We start from the raw sequence: 19,107 nt of genomic DNA on the forward strand, positions 1-19,107 counted from the left end.
GTGCCATTGCAACAATGGAGGTGCGCCATGCGTATCATTGGAATATGCGTGATTGCGCTGGGCTTGGGGGGCGGGGCGGCGACAGCAGAGACGTTTCGTGCCGATGTCTGGGCGGACAATTGGTTTCAGTTCAACGTAAATGGCGAAATGGTTGCTCAGGACAGTGTGCCGATAACCACAGAGCGTTCGTTTAACGCTGAAAGCTTTGGGTTTGAGGCAGAACGGCCCTTTGTGATTGGGCTGATTGCCAAGGATTTCAAGGAGAACGACAGCGGGCTGGAGTACATCGGCACCCGCCGTCAGCAAATGGGTGATGGCGGGGTGATCCTGCAAGTGCTGAGCGCCGGGGGCGATGTTGCGGCGGTGAGCGATGCAAGCTGGCAGTGTCTGGTCATCCACAAAGCGCCGTTGGACAAAACCTGTGCGCGTGGCAGCGCGCCCGTTGCAGGGCAAGGGGCTTGTACGTTTGAGGCAAAAGAAGCGCCTGATGGCTGGGACCGCCCGAATTTTGACGCGTCCGGGTGGGCAGCAGCGAAAGAGTATTCTGTACGCGATGTACGCCCCAAAGATGGGTATGACCGGATCAACTGGGACCAGAGTGCTGCGCTGATCTGGGGGCCTGATCTGGAAACGGACAACACGATACTGTGTCGGTTGGTTGTGAAGTAGGGGGAGGCGCGGCCTGGAGCAGGAGGCGTTTTGACCGAACAAAGCTGTGCCGGCTTGTTCGCTTACCGCCTGGAGGTGCCTGTCTGTGTTAGGCGGCGGTGTGCGATTTCTTCGCTTGGGGCATCAGTGACGCGATTCGCTAAGGTAAGAAGATCGAATCAGGTCATTCATGCCAGACCTGTCGGATGGCAGCACTGCGTTTGCGAAGATTGTGCGAAAATCCGCACAAGGCTGCTGTTTGGGCGTGCGGAATTCCGCACGACTGGCAAGGTTATGTTTCAGTTCACACACAAGGTTATCGCGTATTTATTTGAATATGCTCGAAAAATACGCGATTTGGCGAATTGCAAAACAATTTGTTGAGAGGTCGCCTCTCTGAGTGGAGAGTTGGGTAGCGACGTTCCGATATTCAAGAGGCGCGTCCAGGGATTCAATTATCGGGGAGGAGAACCCATGAAATTTCTAGCAACTGCCGCAACTGCGCTTGCATTGGCCGTCACCGGCGGCACCGCCGCTCAGGCGGCCTGTGACGAGGGCGAAATCATTATCAAGTTCAGCCACGTGACCAACACGGACAAACACCCCAAGGGGATTGCGGCGTCTTTGCTGTCACAGCGCGTGAACGACGAGATGAACGGCAAGGCCTGCATGGAGGTGTTCCCAAACTCGACCCTCTACAATGACAACAAGGTTCTGGAAGCCATGTTGCAGGGCGACGTTCAGCTGGCGGCACCTTCGCTGTCCAAGTTTGAAAAATTCACCAAGCAATTCCGCATTTTTGATCTGCCCTTTATGTTCAAAGACGTGGACGCGGTGGATGCATTTCAGGCGTCGGATGCCGGTCAGGGCCTGCTCAACAGCATGCAGCGCCGCGGCCTTCAGGGGCTGGGGTATTGGCACAATGGCATGAAACAGATGTCAGCCAATGTACCGCTGGTTTCACCAAGTGATGCGGATGGTCTGAAATTCCGCGTTCAGTCGTCGGATGTTCTGGTGGCGCAAATGGAAGCGATCGGCGGATCGCCTCAGAAAATGGCGTTCTCGGAAGTTTACGGCGCGTTGCAGCAAGGTGTTGTCGACGGTCAGGAAAACACCTGGTCCAACATCTATGGCAAGAAGTTCTTTGAAGTGCAGGACGGCATCACCGAGACCAACCACGGCATCATCGATTATCTGGTTGTAACCAGCGTTGACTGGTTGGAGAGCCTTGAGCCGGAAGTGCGTGATCAGTTCCTGATCATTCTGGCCGAAGTGACCCACACACGGAACATGGAATCTACCGCTGTGAACAACTCAGCGAAGCAGGCGATCATCGATGCAGGCGGCACCATCCGTTCGCTGACACCGGAACAGCGTCTGGAGTGGGTCGAAACCATGCGTCCGGTTTGGGACAAGTTCTCTAAGGACGTTGGTCAAGACAACATCGATGCAGCACAAGCGATTAACGCTGCGGGCTAAGTCCTTAATGTAATTATACTTTACGGGATAGTGAAGGCGGGCGGGCCGCGAATGGTCCGCCCGTTTTGTATCTAAAGCCACGATCAGAAACACCCGGTTGGGACAAGATTTTTGACGGGGCACAGACGGGACACGGGAACAATGCAAACGAAGCATAGCTTTGTGGACCAGATCGAGGAGACGCTGATTGCGCTTCTCTTGGGGCTGATGACGGTGGTGACCTTTGCCAACGTGATTGCCCGGTTCGGGTTCAACTCTAATATTTTATGGGCGCTGGAACTGACAGTGTTCATGTTTGGCTGGCTGGTGCTGCTTGGCGCCTCTTATGCGGTCAAGAAACACAGCCATCTGGGGGTCGATGCGATCCTGAACATGGTGTCACCGGGCGCGGCGCGGGTGATGGGGATCATCTCGGTCGGGTGCTGTCTGGTGTTTTCGCTGCTGCTGCTGAAGGGCGCGTATGATTACTGGGCGGTGTTTGCCGATCTGCCGCCCACATCGGGGCGCTGGTTCCCGACCGGATTTGCCGACAAGTTCCGCAGCCAGAGTTTCTATGAGGTACAGGATGTGCCGATGGTTGGTTTTTTGCGGTTTTTGGAAGACCTGATCAACTACGGAGACGAATACGAGAAGCTGCCCAAGGTGGTGCCATATCTGGTGTTGCCGGTGTCGATGCTGTTGCTGGTATTGCGCTTTGCGCAGGCGGCGATGCAGATCTGGCGCGGTGAAACCGACCGTCTGGTGGCCAGCCACGAGGTGGAAGACGAGATCGAAGAAGTACGTGCACAGCAGGGGGAGCAGGGCTGATGGAAGTTGTTCTTCTCTTTGCGATGGTGATTGGTTTGTTGCTGATCGGGGTGCCGATTGCAGTGTCTCTGGGCCTCAGTTCAATCATGTTCCTGCTGTTGTTCTCGGACGCCACGCTGGCGTCGGTCGCGGGCACATTGTTCGAGGCCTTTGAGGGGCATTTCACCCTTTTGGCGATCCCGTTCTTTATCCTTGCGTCGTCGTTCATGACAACGGGTGGTGTGGCGCGGCGGATTATCCGGTTCTCGATTGCTTGCGTGGGGCATTTGCCCGGTGGTCTGGCAATTGCCGGTGTGTTTGCCTGTATGATGTTTGCGGCCCTGTCCGGGTCGTCGCCTGCGACGGTTGTGGCGATTGGGTCTATCGTGATCGCGGGCATGCGTCAGGTAGGGTATTCCAAGGAATTTGCCGCTGGTGTGATCTGTAACGCGGGCACGCTGGGTATTCTCATTCCGCCCTCAATTGTGATGGTGGTCTATGCCGCCGCTGTTGAGGTGTCGGTTGGTCGTATGTTCCTTGCCGGGGTCATTCCGGGCCTGATGGCGGGCATCATGTTGATGGTGACGATCTATGTCATGGCCAAGGTTAAGAACCTGCCCAAAGGCGACTGGCAGGGGTGGGGAGAGATCTTTACCGCCGGGCGCGAAGCCGGGTGGGGCCTGTTCCTGATCGTGATCATTCTGGGCGGGATTTATGGGGGTATCTTTACCCCAACCGAAGCCGCCGCTGTGGCCGCTGTCTATTCGTTCCTGATTGCGTCGTTCATCTACAAGGACATGGGGCCACTCTCGGAGGAGGCCAATGGCGGCACCAAGAGCAGCCTGTTGAAAAAGCCTCTGTCGATTGTGACGGCGTTCTTTCACGGTGATACCAAACACACGTTGTTTGAGGCCGGTAAGCTAACGGTCACACTGTTGTTTGTGATCGCCAATGCGTTGATCCTGAAGCATGTTTTGACGGAACAGCAGGTGCCACAGCATATCGCAGGCGCAATGCTGGATGCCGGGTTTGGTCCGATCATGTTCCTGGTGGTGGTCAATGTGATCCTGTTGATCGGTGGTCAGTTCATGGAGCCATCGGGCCTGTTGGTGATTGTTGCACCGCTGGTGTTCCCAATTGCTATTCAGCTGGGTATTGATCCGATCCATCTGGGCATCATCATGGTGGTGAACATGGAAATCGGGATGATCACGCCGCCTGTGGGTCTCAACCTGTTTGTGACTTCGGGCGTGGCCGGAATGCCGATGATGAGCGTCGTGCGCGCGGCGCTGCCGTTCCTCGCGGTGCTGTTCGTGTTCCTGATCATGATTACCTATATTCCGGCAATTTCAACCTTCTTGCCCAATACATTTATGGGGCCGGAGATCATTACAAATTGATCCGAGTGAATTGAGAAAAAACGGCCCCGTACCAAGGTGCGGGGCCGTTTTGCGTTTCTGATATGAGTCAATGTGTGAGTTTGGAGTGAATGGTAAAACGTTCCGAATTGAAATCTTGCCGGAGGGTCGGATGCCACTTACCAAACGCAAATTCCTATTCGTTACAGCGGCGGTTCTGTTGCCGGGGCAGGCGCTTACCTTTTCTGGGAGCGCGCCATCGGATAGCCCGTTGCCGGGGTTGGACGTGACCTTGACCCGCGAAGTACCTGCAGGCGAGCCGATTGAGCCGATTCATATTGACGGCGAGCATGGAAAGGCGCTGGTGAAAATGGGGCCGAAACAGGCATCGACCCTTTTGGCCAACATTCTTGCACCCAAGCTGGAGAATCTGTCGGGGATATCCGGCAAGACGTGGTATTGGGTGCTGAGCAATCATCTGACCGAAGACGTGATCCTGGCTGTTTTCAAAGGCGGGGCGTCGGAGCTGACAGGACTGCAATTTGCCGATGACAATGGCGCTACAACCTGGGGATTGAAGATCGCGTCGGTGGCGAATTAAGGGGGCGGTACCCCCTCGCTGCGAGGCAGCAAATCCCCCAAGTATTTTGGAACATTGAGAAATGCGAGGCCGCCCGCTAGGGCGACGGAGCGCGCGCTCAGGCCATGCTGAGGGCGTCTATGATGCCGGAAAAATCACTTGCCTTGAGGCTGGCACCTCCGACAAGCGCGCCGTCTACATTGGGGACGGCAAAGATTTCCGCGGCATTTGAAGGCTTTACCGAGCCGCCGTATAGCAGGCGGACAGAGCGGCCAACGCCAGGACCAAAGCGGCGTTCAAGACGGGCGCGGATGAAATCATGCACGTCGCCGATTTGCGCGGTGGTTGGAACTTTGCCTGTACCGATGGCCCAGATCGGTTCATATGCGACCACAAGGTTTTCTCCGGTGGCGGCGTCGGGGATGGATCCGGCAAGTTGGCCGCCGATGATGTCGAGGGTGTTGTCCGCTTCGCGTTCCTGAAGGCTTTCACCGACGCAGATCACGGCGGTGAGACCCGCTTCCCAGGCGGCGCGGGCTTTGGCGCGCACGTCTTCGTCGTGTTCGTCATGGTCGGCGCGGCGCTCGGAGTGGCCGAGGATGACAGAGGTGGCGCCCGCGTCGCGCAGCATCTCGGCGGAGAGGTCGCCGGTGTGGGCGCCGGTTGCGTTGGCGTGGCAGTCCTGGCCGCCGATCGCGACGTGGCCAGCAACCTCAGCGGCGCGACTGAGCAGGGTTGCGGGCGGGCAGATCAGGATGTCAGTATTGTCTGGCACGGGTGTAGTGGCGAGGGTGCGCAGCTCTTCGAGGGCGGCACCCAAGCCGTTCATTTTCCAGTTTCCGGCGGCCAGTTTGCGACGCATGTATCCATCCCTGTTCATTCAATGAGTGAAGTATAGGACGTTTTTCTGCGGTCGCGGCTGCAAGGTCAAGGGGGGATTGCAGATCAGGCGAGCTTGGGTGGTGCGTCCGCGGCCCGTTCCTCGGTCAGCTCTTCTACATCCTTGAATTTAATGGATTCTCCGCAGCCGCAGGCGTCTGCGACGTTGGGGTTGTTGAATTTGAAACCGGATTCAAGCAGGGATACTTCGTAGTCGATCTCGGTGCCAAACAGGAACATCTGGGCCATTGGAGCGATCATCACACGGGCGCCATCCTGTTCAACCACCTCGTCATGGGGGTCTGTGTCGGTCACGTAGTCCATGGTGTATTCCATGCCCGCGCAGCCGCCTTTTTTGACGCCGATGCGCAGGCCAGCATGACCCTCGCGGGCCATGAGTTTGGAGATTTGAGTCGCGGCGGCCGGGGTGATGCTCACCGCGTTTTTGCCGGGGATGCCAAACATTAGCTTCGCTCCTTAACCCGTTGGGGTATTACATGAAACCCAGCTCGAGCCGGGCCTCGTCGGACATCATTTCCATGCCCCATGGCGGGGACCAGACCAGCTCGACGCCGACATTGCGCACGCCGCCAACACCGGCAATCGCCTCTTGCACCCAGCCGGGCATTTCACCTGCGACCGGACAGCCGGGCGCGGTGAGGGTCATGATTACGCTGACATCATTTTCTTCTGTGATATCAATGGTATAGATTAGCCCGAGGTCATAGATATTGACCGGGATTTCGGGGTCATAGACCGAACGGCATGCCTCGACCGCCTGCTCGTGCAGGGGGTGATCGGTGCTGGAGGGGGCGATAAGGGGCGCGCCTTCCATAGCGTTTGCGGCGGGGTCTGGTGCCTGGGTCATTTCAAGTCCTGCGTCATTCCTGAGTTTTTCATATAGGAAATCTGAACGGCGGCGTAAAGTGGGGCAAAGGTCGCAAAATGGCACGTCGGTATAACGTCGGTATTGTGTCGGTATCGCGTCGGTGCGGTTTTTGGGTCAGTTGGCATCGGTTGCGATGGGGTCGGTGTGCCACGTGCAACCGGCGGGAGGCGGGATGAGCGGGACCTTGTGGTATTCGGGTGAGGCGAGGATGGGCCAACTGCGGTCGTCCCAGCCTGGATCGAGTGTGAGCCAACCGCGCCATTGGCCAAAGAATTTTTCGTCGCTGAGCGGCTCTGGGTTTTGGTAAAATCGGTCCAAAAGGCAGGGTTGGCCGATTTGGGCGCGCATGGAATCGGGAACAATGACCGAGGTATCAAAGAAGGCATTGCGCCAATCTGTTTGTGCGTCGATTTGCGCGCTGCTAAAATCAACAAATCTCAGCGCGCCGCCATTGTTTGTGCTCGCGCTGAGATTAGTTGATAGTGACACAAGCAGCGCTTGATCACGGCCTGTCAACAACGCGCCGAAGAGGTATGCCCCCTGCATTTGCGCGTAGATGAGGTCTATCCCCTGCATTTGCGCGTGGTTGAGAGTCACGCCGGGCAGAAACGTATTGCCAAGCTGTGCGTCTCTGAAATCTGGGCGGTGTGCGCCGACCCCGGTTCAAGAAGGTTTTTTGAGCAGGGCGATTTCTGTACTGCGGCGGGTTTTCCATTCGGCTTCGAATGTTACTGGGGGGGCTTCGCTTGCCACACAGGTGTTCATTGCGCGTTTACACCATGTGTCAAGATATTCGGCGCGCGCGATGTCGTAGGGACGCCAGTTGGTGGGGGGGTCGACGATGTCCTGGCCGGTGAGATCGATGGGGGCTAGAAAAATGCCGAAAATGGGTTCAGTTGTACGGGCATAGGTGACAGTGAGTGCGGACGGAACGGCAATCGCGATTGCTGCGATCATGTGGGGAGATCGGAAAAGGCGTGCAGGTGAATCCGACATGTCGCCGTTCATTCGGTACCACATGACGCGCAGGCTGGCATAAGCGCTGAGCGCGGCAGCGAGGAGGCTGATCGCGGCGATCAGAGTCATAACTAGGTTTCGGGCGGTCATGGACTCGATCCAGAGCCATGTCAGGATGAAGAGGCCGAAGCCCCATGCCAGCAGGATGTTGAGCAACATGGCCGCGCCTTCCAAAGCGCGGGGTGTGGTGCAATTGTCGCCGCGCAGGCGATTGCGCAGGTGCAGGGCCGCGTCGGTGACGAGCCACGGGGCGATGGCATTGCCAAGGAGGTAGCCATCGGGGCGCGAGGGGGCCTCGCCCAAGGCGTCCCAGAGGCGGATCAGGTAGAGGTGGAAATAGCCGTAGATGGCGGCGGTGAGCACGGGGGCTGCGTAAAAGAACAGCGGCGTGGGCACGGAGACGTTGATCAGGGGCAGGTCGGTGGCGCGGTTGACACCGTAGAAGTCGATATGTTCGACCCCCATGAGGGTGATGCCGACAAACAAGAGCGCCGAGAGCAGGCCGAACCATGTGCTGCGGGCGTTTCGGGTGAGGGCGTCGATGCGCTCGACATGTGTCATGGGGAAGGCCCCTGTCGCCAGAATTGCGTTAATCAATGGCGACAGGGCTGCAGGGGATTGGCGCGACGCCAATGGGCGTCAGGTCAGTCGTTGATGTCGTGGTTGAAAGTTTTTACCTGTCCGTGCGGTAGCGCAAAGATGCGGCGCAGGATGAGCCATGCGGCTAAGGACAGGGCGGCAAAAATCAACAGGAGCACCGGGATGGAGGCCGGTGCGAAAGGGGTGAGCATCAGGAGACCAACCACGGCCGCGCCAATGGCGAAGCCGAGGAAGATGAAGCCGGGCAGGAGCATTTCGACAATGGCCAGCACCAGCGCGGCGGCGAACCAGACCCACCAGATGGTCAGGAGTTCGGCCATCACTTACCTCCTTTGAGCAGCTTAAAGGCATCTCCGAAGGCGTCGAGCGCGGCGGCGGGCAGGACAACGGTTTGGTTGCCTTCGCTGGTGCCCAGGGCGCTGAGGGCTTCGACCTGTTTGAGTGCGACCTGGTATTGCGCGGCGGCAAGCCCGTTTTCCTTGATTGCGGCGGCGACGACAGAGGTGGCGTAGGCCTCGGCATCTGCGGACACGCGGCGGGCCTTGGCGGTTTGCTCGGCGGCGTAAAGCTCGGCGTCGGCGTTGAGTTCGACGGCGCGTTTGGCGCCTTCGGCCTCGGTCACCTGCGCACGGCGGGCGCGTTCTGCGTTAAGCTGTTGCAGCATCGCTTCGCGGGTGGCGAGATCAAGGTTCACGTCAAGGATTTCGGCGCGGGTGACTTCGATGCCCCAATCGTCCACTGCGTCTTCGACGGCGGTTTTGATTGTGGTGATCAGTTGCGAGCGGTTGGACTGCACCTCGTCCAGATCCATCTTGCCGATCTCAGCGCGAACAATCCCGGCCACAGTGGTGGCGATGGCGGCGTCGGCGTCGCGGATGCGGTACACGGTCTTCTCTGGCTCGGTGATGCGGTAGAACACGGAGGTTTCGACCTGAACCAGCACGTTATCCTTAGTGATTGCGTCCTGCGAGGCTGTAGGGAGCTGGCGTTCCAGGATCGAGATTTTGTGGCGGGCGACATCGAGGAAGGGCACGATAAAGTTTATGCCAGGTCCGAGCACGGCGTGCAGACGGCCAAATCGTTCGATCACGAATTTCTCGGATTGGGGCACGATGCGAATGCCCTTGAGGATGATGATCACGAGGAAAATCGCCGCAAGGACCAGAACAAGATTGGCGGATAACAGGTCTAGGATGAAGTCTTCCGACATCAAAAGCTCCGTTTTAGTATACTACAGTATACAAATTGTGGTTGAATCGCTTATTTTCAAGTCTGGTATGTCGCGAAATGGCCGGGCTGTCTTGTAGAATCTTACGGTAAGGCTGGACTATTTGTTGGGTCAGGGGCTTTGGGTTTGGCCGCGTCTGCGGCGTAGCCAGTTCAGGTATTCATGGGTTAAAGCGCCGAGAGCATAGAGCGCGGCGATGCAGGTAAAGGCGAGGGACGGACCGGCCTGAGTGATCAGGATCAGAAGGATCGGGGTGCCCAGAAGGTTGCCAATATTGCCCATCTGAGCCAGTGCGCCATTGGCCAGTGCACGGGTTTCAAGTGATGAGTTGAGCTGTGGAACGGCGGCGAAGGTTGCGCCCTGAACCAACCCAAGTGTCGCAAAGAGTGCAACGGCGACCACGCCGACCGGCATGCCAAGCGGCAACAGGCAAAGCACCAGCACGGAGAGGCAAAAGCCGAGGGAGACCACGCGGACAGCTGTGATGCGGGTCAGCAAGAGGGGGACGCAGACGAGGGAAACGAGGATACTGGCCAGCGGCATTGCGCCGACAATTGCGGTGCGGGTATCGGTGGGTAGGAGCGGGGGCAACAAGGTGAGGAGCGAGACAAATGTCAGCGTGTAAAACACCCACCCCAGCGACGCCGCAGACACATAGGGCGAGCTGTAGGACTGAACGTGTTGGCGCGAGATGTTGCGAACGGACAGCGGAGGGCGGTCCGCGCCCTGCACTTTTCCGGCGTGAAGCGGCGCACCTTTTAGGATCAGGAACAGAGCGATGGCGAGCGCGGCCATGGCGCTGGCATGAGACAGGAACAGGGCTTCAAGCCCCGACGATTGTGTCAGCGGCAAGCCGAGCCAAGCTGTTAAGGCGAAGCTGACGCCGAAGAAGGTGCTCCAAAGGGAAAGCGCCGCGCCGCGCAGGCGATCCGGGCTGATCTGGGCGATCAGTGTCGGTGCGGCGACGACGATACCAAGATGAGACAGACCTTCGATCAGGCGAGCGAGCATCATCAGAGGCAGCGCAGGCAGCGTGGCCTGCCAAAGCGAACAGGCCGCCCCCAGACAGAGCGCGGCGATAAGGATGCGAAAGCTGCCAATGTGACCCGCCAAGGTACCCGCGACCATACCAAACACGGCCCCAAGCGCGCTGATCAGGGTCAGGAGCCATCCGATAGAGGCCCCTGCATTTGGGTAGGTGGCCTGAACAAGATCAAAGGGTACTGCGATTTTGGAAAACTGCGCAGCGGCTGTCAGCCCTGCGATCCACAGCAGGAAGATGGCAAACAGAGACATTTTGTACGAAAGGCGCATGGTGCCAGTGTTAGAGGAGAAAACGGAACGCCACCATGGCCGTTTGAACCGTTAACGCGCGGGCAGGTCGTGAAATTGATGGCGCGGGCTTGGCAAGGGACAGCAATTGGCGCAAAAGGCTGCGATCAGCAAAAACTGCGGGATACTATGGGCATGTCGAGTAAGGTTTCCTTTGAGCTAAAGGCAACAGATGGTGCTGCGCGCACGGGCGTTATCAATACGCCACGCGGAGATATTTGCACGCCGGCGTTTATGCCCGTTGGGACAGCGGCGACAGTAAAAGCGATGATGCCCGAAAGCGTGCGCGCCACGGGCGCAGATATTTTGCTGGGCAATACGTATCATTTGATGCTGCGCCCGACGGCGGAGCGGATTGACCGGCTGGGTGGCTTGCACAAGTTCATGAACTGGGAGCGGCCCATTCTGACGGATTCGGGCGGGTTTCAGGTGATGTCGCTGGCGGGTTTGCGCAAGCTGACCGAAGAAGGCGTGACGTTCAAAAGTCATATCGACGGGTCCAAACACGCGCTGACACCAGAGCGCTCGATGGAGATACAGCGGCTGCTGGGCAGTGACATCGTGATGTGCTTTGACGAATGCCCCGCGCTGCCTGCTGATCGGGCGCGGATAGCTGAATCGATGCGGTTGAGTATGCGGTGGGCCAAACGATCAAAGGACGCGTTTGGCGACCGGCCCGGACATGCGCTGTTTGGGATCATGCAGGGTGGGCTTGAGTCGGATCTGCGCGAAGAGAGCGCGGAGGCGCTGAAAGAGATCGGGTTTGATGGCTATGCCGTGGGTGGTCTGGCCGTGGGCGAGGGGCAGGAGGCGATGTTCGATTGTCTTGACTATGCACCCGGCTACCTGCCAGAGGACAAGCCGCGCTATTTGATGGGGGTTGGCAAACCGGATGACATCGTGGGCGCGGTCAAGCGCGGCATTGATATGATGGATTGCGTATTGCCGTCGCGATCTGGCCGCACGGGACAGGTGTTTACCCGGCACGGTGTGGTCAACATCAAAAACGCGCGGCACTCGGATGATCCGCGGCCATTAGACGAGGCGTGCAATTGCCCGGCCTGTACCAATTATAGCCGGGCCTATCTGCATCATGTGTTCCGCTCTAACGAGATGATCTCGGGGATGCTGTTGACGTGGCATAACCTGCACTATTTCCAAGAAATCATGGACGGTATGCGCACCGCGATTGCGGCAGGTTCCTTTGCGGCATGGGAGGCTGATTTCCATGCTGGACGCGCATCGGGCGATATTGAGCCAGTTTAATTGCGTGTCACATGACCCGATCAAACTGATGCGCGCGGTATATTAAGGGATTGTTGATGCACTCTGCTGGTCAACCAACGCGCCGTGGATTGCTGTTCCCCAGTGTCGGCCTGTTTCTGGGCGGCGCGATGTGGGGTGCGATCTGGATACCCATACGCGCCATTGAACACGCAGGCCCACAATCGGCTTGGCCCGGCTTCCTTTTATATGTGTGTACGGCGGTTTTGCTGCTGCCTGTCCTCGTTCGGAGCTGGTCGCAGATCCGGCAGAATTTCTGGGCGGTTGCATCCTGTGGATTGCTGACGGGCATGGCCTTTAGTTTTTATGCCACCAGCCTGCTTTTGACGGATGTGGTGCGGGCCATCCTGTTGTTTTATCTGACGCCGATCTGGGGCACGATTCTGGGCGTGGCGGTATTGAGCGAGCGGTTGACGCTGTGGCGGGCTCTGGCGTTGGTGGCCGGGTTGGGCGGTTTGCTGGCGGTCTTGTGGGACGGTGGCGGGGTGCCGTGGCCGCGCAATACCGGGGATTGGCTCGCGTTGGCATCGGGTGTGGCCTGGGCTGCGGGGACGCTGCAACTACATCGCAATCCGTCGATTTCCGTGGGGTCGCAGGTGGTGGCTTTTGCTTGGGGCAGCCTTGTCGTGACTGGTGGATTGATTGTTGTAACTGGCGACGCCTTAGGCGCGGTGCCGATGCGTTCCGAACTTGGCGCAGCGTTTCCGCTGGTGCTTGCGACGTCGCTGTATATGGTTCCCATGCTGTTTCTGACGATCTGGCCTGCGCGTTTGTTAACACCGGGGCGCGTTGGGCTTTTGCTGATGAGCGAAGTGATCGTGGCGGTCGGGACGGCGTTCTGGTTGAGCGGTGAGCCGTTTGGGATGCGCGAAGCGATTGGAACTGTGCTTATCCTGTCATCGGCGTTGATTGAGGTTTTGGGGCCGGTTTTTGGCCAGCGTAAGCGCAGGGTTCAATAAATTTTTGCGTTTCGAGGGCGCCGGTTGAGGGCCAAGTTTTAGGCAATACAAATACGTGTCAGCGTCAAAAAGTTATGAATTGGCAAGAAACCGTTAACTGGACCTGAAAGGCCGCTTGCACCCCGCCGCGCGCAAAGGCATGGTAAGCGCCACCATCGGAGCAGGTTGAAATTGGCGCGTTGCGTCCCCAACTCAAGTCTCCGGGAAACGGAAACGGCCATTGGTTGCCTCAAGCGGGACCAGCGCCGTTTTGCCAAGAACAAGGAAAGAGCATGCAAGAGCCTCTTAACACATCCTATCCTGTCCTGCCGCTGCGCGACATTGTCGTGTTTCCGCATATGATCGTGCCGCTGTTTGTCGGGCGAGAAAAATCGGTACGTGCGCTGGAAGAAGTGATGGCGGATGACAAGCAAATCCTGCTGTCCAGCCAGATTGATCCCAGCGAGGATGATCCGGCTGAAGACGGAATTTATCGATCTGGCGTTTTGGCCAATGTGTTGCAGCTGTTGAAACTGCCCGACGGCACCGTAAAGGTGCTGGTTGAGGGTCAGAGCCGCGTCAAGATCACAGAGTTCATTGAAAACGAAGAGTTTTTCGAGGCAAGCGCCGAATATGTGAACGAGATGCCGGGCGACGCGGCCACCATTGAAGCGCTGTTGCGCACGGTGGCGGACGAGTTTGAGCGCTATGCTAAAGTGAAGAAAAACATCCCCGAGGAAGCTATGTCAGCCGTCGCCGAGAGCGAAGAATCCGCCCGTTTGGCGGATCTTGTTGCGGGGCATCTGGGCATTGAAGTGGCGCAGAAGCAGGAGCTGCTCGAAACGCTGTCTGTCAGCGAGCGTCTGGAGAAGGTTTATGGCCTGATGCAGGGCGAGATGAGCGTTTTGCAGGTCGAGAAAAAGATCAAGACGCGCGTCAAATCTCAGATGGAGAAGACCCAGCGCGAATATTATCTGAATGAGCAGATGAAGGCCATTCAGAAGGAGCTGGGTGACGGCGAAGAGGGCGAAGGCGAGATTGCTGAGCTGGAAGAAAAGATCGGTAAGACCAAGCTGAGCAAAGAAGCGCAGGAAAAGGCCGAAGCCGAGCTGAAAAAGCTCAAGAACATGTCACCAATGAGCGCCGAAGCCACCGTGGTGCGCAACTATCTGGATTGGATGCTGTCCATTCCATGGAACAAGAAGGGCCGGGTCAAGAAAGACCTGAACAAAGCCCAGCTTGTGCTGGATGACGATCACTTTGGTCTGGAAAAGGTCAAGGAACGCATTGTTGAGTACCTGGCTGTGCAACAGCGGTCAGCCAAACTCAAGGGACCGATCCTGTGCCTTGTGGGTCCTCCGGGTGTGGGTAAGACCAGCTTGGGCAAATCGGTTGCCAAGGCAACGGGGCGTGAATTTATCCGCATCTCGCTGGGGGGCGTGCGTGACGAGAGCGAAATTCGCGGACACCGTCGGACCTATATCGGGTCGATGCCGGGCAAGATCATTCAAGCTTTGAAAAAGGCCAAGACGACAAACCCGCTCATCCTGCTCGATGAGATCGACAAGATGGGGCAGGATTTCCGGGGTGATCCGGCATCTGCGATGCTGGAAGTTCTGGATCCAGAACAGAACGGCACGTTTGTGGATCACTATCTGGAGGTCGAATATGACCTGAGCAACGTGATGTTCCTAACCACGGCGAACAGCTATAACATGCCGGGTCCGTTGCTGGACCGGATGGAGATCATACCGCTGGCGGGTTACACCGAGGACGAAAAACGCGAGATTGCCAAGCAGCATCTGATCGACAAACAGATCAAGAACCACGGCCTGAAAAAGGGCGAATTCTCGATTGATGACGAGGCGTTGCAGGAAATGATCCGCACCTATACTCGCGAGGCGGGAGTGCGGAACCTTGAGCGTGAGCTGGCCAAGCTGACCCGTAAGGCGGTCACGCAGATCGTGCGGGGCGCGGCGGAAACGGTCGAGGTGAACGCGGACAATCTTGATGATTTTCTGGGTGTGAAGAAGTTCCGGTATGGGCTTGCCGAACAGGACGATCAGGTGGGTGTTGTCACCGGCCTCGCGTGGACCAGCGTTGGCGGTGATCTGCTGCATATCGAGGCGCTGAAGCTGCCCGGTAAAGGGCGGATGAAGACCACCGGTAAGTTGGGCGATGTGATGAAGGAGTCGATTGATGCGGCGTCTTCTTATGTACGCTCGATTTCGCCAAAGATCGGAGTAAAGCCGCCGAAATTTGACAAGATCGATATCCACGTGCACGTGCCCGACGGCGCAACACCCAAGGACGGACCGAGTGCTGGTCTGGCGATGGTGACGTCGATTGTGTCTGTGCTGACCGGAATTCCGGTGCGCAAGGATATCGCGATGACCGGCGAGGTTTCCTTGCGCGGGAATGCGATGCCGATTGGCGGCCTGAAGGAAAAACTGCTTGCGGCGCTGCGCGGTGGAATCAAGACGGTTCTGATCCCGCAAGAGAACGAAAAGGATCTCGCTGAGATCCCTGACAATGTGAAAGAAGGGCTGGACATCATCCCGGTCACACATGTGTCCGAAGTTCTCAAGCTGGCGCTCGTGGCTGAGCCAGAGGCAATCGATTGGGACGAAGCCGCCGAGGAAGCAGCAGCGGCAGCTGCGCTGACAGCGGATAAATCGACCGGTGCAACCGCGCACTGATCTGGTTTCGAACTTGAGTTTGGCACGCCCCGGCATTGTCTGGGGCGTGCTTGTTTTTGGCGCTGCATATTGTGGCTGAGGGTGCCGTATCTCCGAGATTTTGTAGAAGAAACTGGTATTTTTGGGGTTTGCCTGCTAAGTTGAAAAAAACAAAGCAGATCGAGAGGGCCCCATGTCGAGCACCACAAAGACGTCAAAAGTCCGAAAGGCGACGACGAGTCCAAAAGCGGCTTCTTTGGCAAGCAGGAGCGCGAGCGCGAAGTCGGTCGATACGGCGGTTGTCGTGTCTGAAACGGTAGATGTGGTCGCCGGCCCTGAATTGAAGAAGCCGGAGCTGATTGATCTGGTGGTGGAACGGTCCGGCATCAAGAAACGGTTTGCCAAGCCAACCATCGAAGCGGCGCTGGCCGTTTTGGGAGAAGCGCTGGCGGAAGGGCGCACGCTGAACCTCAAGCCGATGGGAAAAGCCAAGGTGCAGAAAAGCAAGGAAATTGCCCGTGGGCGGGTGTTGTCTTTACGGATGCGTCAGCAAAATGCCGCGGGAACAGAAAGCGATAGTGACCCTCTTGCAGAGGCTGCGGAGTAGCGCTAGATAGCGCCTCACCGGGTGATTAGCTCAGTGGTAGAGCGCTTCGTTCACATCGAAGATGTCAGGAGTTCAAATCTCTTATCACCCACCATTTTCTTCTCGTTCGAAATCAAAGAGTTGATCTTTGTTCGGTTGATCCGCGCAGTTCGCTGTAAACCGGTTCCGCTGCAAATCCGCTGCACTGATTGCCCGCCAACCAGCGGAGAAGGCACCAGTGGCAAGTATCTTGAGGCGTCCAAGCGGAAAGTGGCAGGCGCAAGTACGTGCAAACGGCACCAGCATTTCAAAGACATTCACCACGAAGAAGGACGCGACGACATGGGCGCGCGACGTCGAGACACAAGCGGAACGGATCAGATACAAGAGTTACTTTCGGAGCATTGGGAGAGATTTCGGGAAGAACGTGGTCGAAAAGAAGAAGAGCTTGTGTATCGGCGAATTCGCGTCGCTCAGAAGATTGTAAAGCGAGCTGAGCGTCTCCTGATCAAAGAACACTTGCGGCCGTTTCGCGACAATTTCATCGCCCACAATCTCGCGGAAAGCGCTCGCGGCGGTAGGAAGATCAAGATCTTTCTCGGTATGGAAGATCGCGCAATCCAACACGCAAAATGCGCAGTTGACCTGTTACATCTTGTGTTGAACGGCACCAGCTTCGCTTGGGATGACTTGGAAAAACAACAGAGCCGAAATGCGCTCGAGTTTTGGAGCAATCTCAAATACACCCATACGTAGCGCCCATCGTCGACCCCAATTGCGTGTGCAAGCATCCTGGCGAGTATTTGCGTGGGCATCGCGAGATTTTTGGGGTCTTGGTGACGCTCAGTGACCTTTGTGCGCGATACAGAAACGCCTTTGCGTAGTCGCCAGCAAAAACGTGTGACAGAGTTGTCTGCGCGTGACCCGCAAAGTTGAGGAAATGGGAGAATTCGAGTGACCGCGTTTGTTGAAGGGCATCTCTACTCAAGAGTTCGCGACATCCATGAGGTGTTTGGAGGCCAAAGACAGGGTGGTATCTCGACACCTGCCGGCCAACCATTTGTTTTCATCTTCACCGGCAAGAGCGGAGCGCAGCACGGTTACCAAGATGGTTGGCGAGACGACGGGGTGTTCCTTTACACAGGTGAAGGTCAACGCGGAGACATGACCTTTCGAGCAGGAAATGCAGCTGTCCGAGACCACGACCATTCGGGAAAAGAGTTGCTCATGTTCGAGGCGCTTGGTCACGGCAAACCGGTAAAATTTGTTGGGCGGTTTGCTTGCCAGTCTTGGGATACGTTTCGCGGTCCTGACAGCGAAGGAAAAGAACGCGAATGCATTCAGTTTCATTTGGTGCGAGCGGAGACAGCTCTTTCATCCGAAGTGGGTACAGACGCCGGCACAGACACCCTTGAGCCATTGGACGTACTGCGCAAACGTGCGTTTGAAGCGTCCAAACCTTCGCAGTCGAAGACATGGTCGAACGCACCGCAATCGTACAGGGCTCGAAGCAAGGCAGTGAGAGACTACGTACTCAAGCGCGCAAACGGAGTATGCGAACTGACAGGAAGAACGGCGCCGTTTCGAACAAGGTCCGGCGAACCGTATTTGGAAGTGCACCATGTACGGCGCCTGTCCGACGACGGCCCCGACGATCCTCGATGGTGTGCCGCGATTGACCCGACGGTGCACCGTGAGATCCATTTTGGAGTGCACGGTGAGGCACTCAATGAACAACTCGTAGAGAAGCTGAAGTTGATCGAGCCGCGGTAGTAATGCACCTGGGTCTTCGCGGTTCTCTTTCAGGTCTGGTCATCATTCTGTGCAATCCAAAGACCGACTGCGAGACCAATCGCCATTGCCAAGACGCCGATCAAGTCGGCTGTGAAGCCAACAACCAACCAAGAAAAGACTGCAATCAAAACGCTGGCTCCGCCCCAAAAGGCGCCGGCGGAGATTGCCGCGATCTGTTTGTTCGCCGCGGGGAAGAAGTACTTTGTAGCAAGTAGCGCAACCGAGCCGGCTACCATGCCTCGCAGCAACTCAGGAAACCAGATCAACGCAACTTCGTTGACGAAATCTGGATACCAGGTCGGGCCGGACAGTATGGAGCCGAGAAAGGAAGTGTAGACAATTACGAGCAGTGCTGCGGGAATGAGCGCTGGAATGACGGCAACTGTTGCGAGGCATGACGCAAGCAGCGTCTGTTTGTGTATTGATGTCATTTGAATTCTCGAGATTTTGCAGGTGCCGAGTTGTGTTCACTTCGGCATCTGTTCTTCAAAGGATTTTGGGTTGTTGCGGGTATCCGCATGGGGCGAAACTTCTTGAAGATTCGCCGTTCAACATCATGATCGGTCAGCCAATGGTATCCGGTGAGCTCAGCTGTGGGCTCGACCAAATCCGGGAACTCTCGTAGCATCGGCTCGCAAGTGCGAACCCAAGTTGCCAGCCAAAGCTCCCTCTTACGCTCGTCCATTGCAGCGATTTCCTGCTAAGGAGCTTGAACTTCATCGCCCATCAGAGCATCGGCTTCTGGATCTGCCAAGTACGAGGCCAGCAGCATCGCAACAGTCGCGTTCTCTTGGCTTACTTCGTAGTAGTGGTTGAGAGAGGCGATCGCTGCATACCAATACGATCTGAGAACGGCCCGCTCATTCGCGGTCAACTCAGTCCAATCTGCTTCCGCCAAGGCTGCATGCTGTTCTGCTGTAATTGGGTGTGTCAGCTTTCTCACGGGCGTTCCCCGCAAAGCCTGTGTAAAACGCGAAAAAACTCCCATGAATGCAATACTCCAGCACTTGTTGTTTGACTACGCCGTACAT

The 19,107-nt window shown here is 57.0% G+C and carries 21 protein-coding genes, 1 tRNA gene and 1 pseudogene; 12 read left to right on the top strand and 11 right to left on the bottom strand.

Going from position 1 to position 19,107, the window contains the following annotated elements; genetic code table 11:
* Positions 1 to 27 precede the first annotated feature (27 nt).
* The 5 genes from CLV88_RS07000 (at position 28) to CLV88_RS07020 (ending at position 4,872) form a co-directional block, all read left to right on the top strand.
* The gene (locus tag CLV88_RS07000; protein ID WP_106607688.1) at positions 28 to 669 is read left to right on the top strand and encodes a PEBP family protein; all 642 of its coding nucleotides are present in this window, start codon (positions 28 to 30) and stop codon (positions 667 to 669) included.
* Between the two features lie 453 nt (positions 670 to 1,122).
* Positions 1,123 to 2,127, top strand: coding sequence for a DctP family TRAP transporter solute-binding subunit (locus CLV88_RS07005; protein ID WP_106607689.1), 1,005 nt, complete (start codon positions 1,123 to 1,125; stop codon positions 2,125 to 2,127).
* Positions 2,128 to 2,268: 141 nt separating this feature from the next.
* The gene (locus CLV88_RS07010; RefSeq protein ID WP_106607621.1) at positions 2,269 to 2,934 is read left to right on the top strand and encodes a TRAP transporter small permease; all 666 of its coding nucleotides are present in this window, start codon (positions 2,269 to 2,271) and stop codon (positions 2,932 to 2,934) included.
* Positions 2,934 to 4,313, top strand: a complete 1,380-nt coding sequence (locus CLV88_RS07015; RefSeq protein ID WP_106607622.1) for a TRAP transporter large permease — start codon at positions 2,934 to 2,936, stop codon at positions 4,311 to 4,313. The genes CLV88_RS07010 and CLV88_RS07015 overlap by 1 nt, the downstream gene beginning before the upstream one ends.
* A 130-nt stretch (positions 4,314 to 4,443) precedes the next feature.
* Positions 4,444 to 4,872 carry a hypothetical protein gene (locus CLV88_RS07020; RefSeq protein ID WP_106607690.1) on the top strand — a complete coding sequence of 143 codons (429 nt, stop codon included), beginning with the start codon at positions 4,444 to 4,446 and terminating at the stop codon, positions 4,870 to 4,872.
* A 97-nt stretch (positions 4,873 to 4,969) separates the two neighbouring features.
* Here the strand turns inward: CLV88_RS07020 and tpiA are convergent, their stop codons facing one another.
* The 9 genes and pseudogenes from tpiA to CLV88_RS07060 form a co-directional block, all read right to left on the bottom strand.
* Positions 4,970 to 5,713, bottom strand: a complete 744-nt coding sequence (tpiA, locus tag CLV88_RS07025; RefSeq protein ID WP_106607691.1) for a triose-phosphate isomerase — start codon at positions 5,711 to 5,713, stop codon at positions 4,970 to 4,972.
* Positions 5,714 to 5,796: 83 nt separating this feature from the next.
* Positions 5,797 to 6,195, bottom strand: coding sequence for a HesB/IscA family protein (locus tag CLV88_RS07030; RefSeq protein ID WP_106607692.1), 399 nt, complete (start codon positions 6,193 to 6,195; stop codon positions 5,797 to 5,799).
* 28 nt (positions 6,196 to 6,223) lie between these two features.
* The gene (locus tag CLV88_RS07035; protein ID WP_106607693.1) at positions 6,224 to 6,598 is read right to left on the bottom strand and encodes an SUF system Fe-S cluster assembly protein; all 375 of its coding nucleotides are present in this window, start codon (positions 6,596 to 6,598) and stop codon (positions 6,224 to 6,226) included.
* 135 nt (positions 6,599 to 6,733) lie between these two features.
* Positions 6,734 to 7,108 carry a hypothetical protein gene (locus CLV88_RS07040; RefSeq protein WP_243403590.1) on the bottom strand — a complete coding sequence of 125 codons (375 nt, stop codon included), beginning with the start codon at positions 7,106 to 7,108 and terminating at the stop codon, positions 6,734 to 6,736.
* A 30-nt stretch (positions 7,109 to 7,138) separates the two neighbouring features.
* A pseudogene (locus CLV88_RS23745) lies at positions 7,139 to 7,216 on the bottom strand (hypothetical protein); the annotation flags it as partial.
* 66 nt (positions 7,217 to 7,282) lie between these two features.
* The gene (locus CLV88_RS07045) at positions 7,283 to 8,197 is read right to left on the bottom strand and encodes a hypothetical protein (protein WP_106607695.1); all 915 of its coding nucleotides are present in this window, start codon (positions 8,195 to 8,197) and stop codon (positions 7,283 to 7,285) included.
* 83 nt (positions 8,198 to 8,280) lie between these two features.
* The gene (locus CLV88_RS07050; protein WP_106607696.1) at positions 8,281 to 8,556 is read right to left on the bottom strand and encodes an NfeD family protein; all 276 of its coding nucleotides are present in this window, start codon (positions 8,554 to 8,556) and stop codon (positions 8,281 to 8,283) included.
* Positions 8,556 to 9,446, bottom strand: a complete 891-nt coding sequence (locus CLV88_RS07055; RefSeq protein ID WP_106607697.1) for an SPFH domain-containing protein — start codon at positions 9,444 to 9,446, stop codon at positions 8,556 to 8,558. The genes CLV88_RS07050 and CLV88_RS07055 overlap by 1 nt, the downstream gene beginning before the upstream one ends.
* A gap of 129 nt (positions 9,447 to 9,575) precedes the next feature.
* On the bottom strand, positions 9,576 to 10,778 hold the full coding sequence (locus tag CLV88_RS07060; protein WP_106607698.1) for an MFS transporter: 1,203 nt from the start codon (positions 10,776 to 10,778) through the stop codon (positions 9,576 to 9,578).
* Between the two features lie 153 nt (positions 10,779 to 10,931).
* Here CLV88_RS07060 and tgt point away from each other — a divergent pair, with 153 nt between their 5' ends.
* The 7 genes from tgt to CLV88_RS07095 all read left to right on the top strand — a co-directional run bounded on the left by tgt (position 10,932) and on the right by CLV88_RS07095 (position 18,055).
* Positions 10,932 to 12,062, top strand: coding sequence for a tRNA guanosine(34) transglycosylase Tgt (gene tgt, locus CLV88_RS07065; RefSeq protein WP_106607941.1), 1,131 nt, complete (start codon positions 10,932 to 10,934; stop codon positions 12,060 to 12,062).
* 56 nt (positions 12,063 to 12,118) lie between these two features.
* On the top strand, positions 12,119 to 13,039 hold the full coding sequence (locus tag CLV88_RS07070) for a DMT family transporter (protein ID WP_106607699.1): 921 nt from the start codon (positions 12,119 to 12,121) through the stop codon (positions 13,037 to 13,039).
* A gap of 272 nt (positions 13,040 to 13,311) precedes the next feature.
* Positions 13,312 to 15,717: an endopeptidase La gene (gene lon / locus CLV88_RS07075; RefSeq protein ID WP_106607700.1), complete on the top strand. Its 2,406-nt coding sequence runs from the start codon at positions 13,312 to 13,314 to the stop codon at positions 15,715 to 15,717.
* Positions 15,718 to 16,000: 283 nt separating this feature from the next.
* Positions 16,001 to 16,303 (top strand): HU family DNA-binding protein, encoded by a 303-nt coding sequence (locus CLV88_RS07080; RefSeq protein WP_243403591.1) that lies wholly within the window; start codon positions 16,001 to 16,003, stop codon positions 16,301 to 16,303.
* A 19-nt stretch (positions 16,304 to 16,322) separates the two neighbouring features.
* Positions 16,323 to 16,397 (top strand) — tRNA-Val (locus tag CLV88_RS07085).
* A 227-nt stretch (positions 16,398 to 16,624) separates the two neighbouring features.
* On the top strand, positions 16,625 to 17,038 hold the full coding sequence (locus CLV88_RS07090) for an AbiU2 domain-containing protein (RefSeq protein WP_133169920.1): 414 nt from the start codon (positions 16,625 to 16,627) through the stop codon (positions 17,036 to 17,038).
* Between the two features lie 198 nt (positions 17,039 to 17,236).
* Positions 17,237 to 18,055: an HNH endonuclease signature motif containing protein gene (locus CLV88_RS07095; protein WP_207797030.1), complete on the top strand. Its 819-nt coding sequence runs from the start codon at positions 17,237 to 17,239 to the stop codon at positions 18,053 to 18,055.
* Positions 18,056 to 18,084: 29 nt separating this feature from the next.
* Here the strand turns inward: CLV88_RS07095 and CLV88_RS07100 are convergent, their stop codons facing one another.
* Positions 18,085 to 18,507: a hypothetical protein gene (locus tag CLV88_RS07100; RefSeq protein ID WP_106607704.1), complete on the bottom strand. Its 423-nt coding sequence runs from the start codon at positions 18,505 to 18,507 to the stop codon at positions 18,085 to 18,087.
* Between the two features lie 269 nt (positions 18,508 to 18,776).
* A complete protein-coding gene (locus CLV88_RS07110; RefSeq protein WP_133169921.1) occupies positions 18,777 to 19,019 on the bottom strand; it encodes a hypothetical protein in 243 nt (80 codons plus the stop codon).
* Positions 19,020 to 19,107 lie beyond the last annotated feature (88 nt).

Source organism: Shimia abyssi, from assembly GCF_003014475.1.
In the GTDB taxonomy this organism is placed as follows: Bacteria; Pseudomonadota; Alphaproteobacteria; order Rhodobacterales; family Rhodobacteraceae; genus Shimia; species Shimia abyssi.

Coding starts and splice junctions, on each gene's coding strand:
- CLV88_RS07000 (WP_106607688.1), top strand. CDS start 28: ATGCGTATCATTGGAATATGCGTGATTGCGCTGGGCTTGGGGGGCGGG.
- CLV88_RS07005 (WP_106607689.1), top strand. CDS start 1,123: ATGAAATTTCTAGCAACTGCCGCAACTGCGCTTGCATTGGCCGTCACC.
- CLV88_RS07010 (WP_106607621.1), top strand. CDS start 2,269: ATGCAAACGAAGCATAGCTTTGTGGACCAGATCGAGGAGACGCTGATT.
- CLV88_RS07015 (WP_106607622.1), top strand. CDS start 2,934: ATGGAAGTTGTTCTTCTCTTTGCGATGGTGATTGGTTTGTTGCTGATC.
- CLV88_RS07020 (WP_106607690.1), top strand. CDS start 4,444: ATGCCACTTACCAAACGCAAATTCCTATTCGTTACAGCGGCGGTTCTG.
- tpiA (WP_106607691.1), bottom strand. CDS start 5,713: ATGCGTCGCAAACTGGCCGCCGGAAACTGGAAAATGAACGGCTTGGGT.
- CLV88_RS07030 (WP_106607692.1), bottom strand. CDS start 6,195: ATGTTTGGCATCCCCGGCAAAAACGCGGTGAGCATCACCCCGGCCGCC.
- CLV88_RS07035 (WP_106607693.1), bottom strand. CDS start 6,598: ATGACCCAGGCACCAGACCCCGCCGCAAACGCTATGGAAGGCGCGCCC.
- CLV88_RS07045 (WP_106607695.1), bottom strand. CDS start 8,197: ATGACACATGTCGAGCGCATCGACGCCCTCACCCGAAACGCCCGCAGC.
- CLV88_RS07050 (WP_106607696.1), bottom strand. CDS start 8,556: ATGGCCGAACTCCTGACCATCTGGTGGGTCTGGTTCGCCGCCGCGCTG.
- CLV88_RS07055 (WP_106607697.1), bottom strand. CDS start 9,446: ATGTCGGAAGACTTCATCCTAGACCTGTTATCCGCCAATCTTGTTCTG.
- CLV88_RS07060 (WP_106607698.1), bottom strand. CDS start 10,778: ATGCGCCTTTCGTACAAAATGTCTCTGTTTGCCATCTTCCTGCTGTGG.
- tgt (WP_106607941.1), top strand. CDS start 10,932: ATGTCGAGTAAGGTTTCCTTTGAGCTAAAGGCAACAGATGGTGCTGCG.
- CLV88_RS07070 (WP_106607699.1), top strand. CDS start 12,119: ATGCACTCTGCTGGTCAACCAACGCGCCGTGGATTGCTGTTCCCCAGT.
- lon (WP_106607700.1), top strand. CDS start 13,312: ATGCAAGAGCCTCTTAACACATCCTATCCTGTCCTGCCGCTGCGCGAC.
- CLV88_RS07090 (WP_133169920.1), top strand. CDS start 16,625: ATGGGCGCGCGACGTCGAGACACAAGCGGAACGGATCAGATACAAGAG.
- CLV88_RS07100 (WP_106607704.1), bottom strand. CDS start 18,507: ATGACATCAATACACAAACAGACGCTGCTTGCGTCATGCCTCGCAACA.